Annotated in this window: 2 protein-coding genes; one reads left to right on the plus strand and one right to left on the minus strand. The window is 73.0% G+C overall.

Translation table 11 applies throughout. From position 1 onward, the window contains the following. The first annotated feature begins 74 nt into the window (after positions 1–74). Entirely contained in the window at positions 75–647 is a 573-nt protein-coding gene (locus CCN44_RS40485; RefSeq protein ID WP_086704158.1) for a GNAT family N-acetyltransferase, read from the plus strand. Here the strand turns inward: CCN44_RS40485 and CCN44_RS40490 are convergent. Next, the coding region (locus CCN44_RS40490; RefSeq protein WP_414820553.1) for a type VI secretion protein at positions 644–1,881 on the minus strand (1,238 nt) is incomplete at its 5' end. The two genes, CCN44_RS40485 and CCN44_RS40490, sit on opposite strands and share 4 nt — an antisense overlap.

Below are 1,881 nucleotides of genomic sequence, written 5' to 3' on the forward strand. Positions count from 1 at the left end.
ACGCCGCCGAACAATTTTTGGGAAAACCCCCGCATCGAAATGATGCGGGGGTTTTCTGCGTTTACGGTGGGCTCATGAGCCTTCCGAGCAGCAACGACCATGACTACCTTGTCCGCGCCATACGCCCCGACGACTGGGAGCGGGTGAAGCAGCTGCGGCTGGACGCGCTGCGGGATCCGGTCGCCCACCTCGCCTTCCTGGAGACGTACGAGAACGCCGCGGCCCAGCCGGACTCCTTCTGGCAGGACCGGGCCGTCCGGTCCGGCGAGGGATCCACCACGGGCCGGCAGTTCATCGCCGAGGCGCCCGACGGGACCTGGGCCGGCTCGGTGACCGTGCTCATGGAAGAGCCCGGGACCAAGGACTGGGCCGGAGCCCCGGTCGAGCGGCGGCAAGGCCACGCGGCCGGGGTGTTCGTCCGCCCCGAGCACCGGGGGAACGGGCTGATCGAGGCGCTCTTCGAGGCCGCTGTGGCCTGGGCGTGGGAGCAGAAGGCCGAGCGCGTACGGCTGTACGTCCATGAGAAGAACGCGCGGGCCCAGGCGGCGTACCGGAAGATCGGCTTCGTGCCGAGCGGGGACGTCGTGTCGTTCTCGAAGGACGAGGCGGAGACGGAGTGGGAGTTCGTCCTGGAGCGGTCGGCCTAGACCGGCAGTTCCTGGTGCGGCCAGCGGGAGCGGGCCTGCTCGCGGGAGCGGAGCAGAGCGAGCGTCGGCAGGCCCTGGTCGGCTCCCGTGGCGAGCAGGGCCGGCAGCTCGGGGAACGGGGCCACGGCCGCGATGTCGTCCAGGACCAAGGTGAGTGGTGGGTCGAGCCGACCGGAGGATGACCGTTCGGCCATGCGCCGGCCGCGCTCGACCACGCTGGAGACGAGGGCCGTCAGGAGCGGCATCGCGCCCGGCCTGCTCCTGGGGTCCTCGATGGATTCACCCACCACATACAGCGTGCCCCCTTCGTGCACGAAGGAATCCAGGGCCAGCGCATCAGTTCGGTTCGGGGTGCAGGCCTCGCGGACGTTGACCGTGGACAGGGCCGCGAGGGCCCTGCTGGTCAGCTCCTGGGCGATGTCCCGGCGTTCGGGGTGCGCGGTGAGTGCCGCCTCCAGTTCCCCCGCGGCACCAGGGGCGGCCTTGGCGTGGGTACGGAGGGTGCGGACGGCCTCGTGCACCTGGAGGCCCTGGGACCAGCGGTGGACGTGACGGACGGTCCGGTTCTCCAGGGCGGCGGCGTGCAGGTAGCTGCGGAGGAGGGTGATCGCCGTGTCGGCCACCGCCTGGTCGATCTTGGCGGCGGGCCGGACGGGGGCCAGCAGAGCCGTCGCCCGGTGCAGGGCCGTCTGCTTGTCCTCGCAGCCGCTGGTGGGGGGCCAGTGGAGGCGGGCCGGGGTGTCGCACAGGTGCGTGGGGTCGTACAGGAGGGTGGGGCCCAGTTTGGCGCGGGTGTCCTTCGTCTCCGCCCAGAGCACCGGGTCGGAGGTGACGAGGAGGAGGGGGCCCTCCGCGTCGTGTACGGCCCGGGCCGCGGTGGCGTGCCGGCTCTCCCGGGGCGCGATGAGGACGCGTTCCCACCCGCCCAGGCGCTCGCCGCCGGCCGGGAAGGCGCCCGACGCCTGCGGCACTGGTTCGCTGCGAGGTGCCGGAACCTCGTGCTGAGGTGGCGGGGGTGCCGGTGCGGGGGCCGTAGGCACAAGGCCTGTGACCGCAGGCGCCGTGATCGCAGGCCCCGCAGCCGCGGTCCCCGTGACCGGGGGCCCGGCGACCGCAGGCCCCGGGACCGCAGGTCCCATGACCGGCGGACCGGTGACCGCAGGCCCCGTGACCGCCGGACCGGTGTCCCTCAATTCGCCCCCCTTCGCCGCCGCCCGCCGGACCTTGCCCGCCC

Source organism: Streptomyces tricolor, assembly GCF_002155905.1.
Taxonomy (GTDB): domain Bacteria; phylum Actinomycetota; class Actinomycetes; order Streptomycetales; family Streptomycetaceae; genus Streptomyces; species Streptomyces tricolor.

Coding starts and splice junctions, on each gene's coding strand:
- CCN44_RS40485 (WP_086704158.1), top strand. CDS start 75: ATGAGCCTTCCGAGCAGCAACGACCATGACTACCTTGTCCGCGCCATA.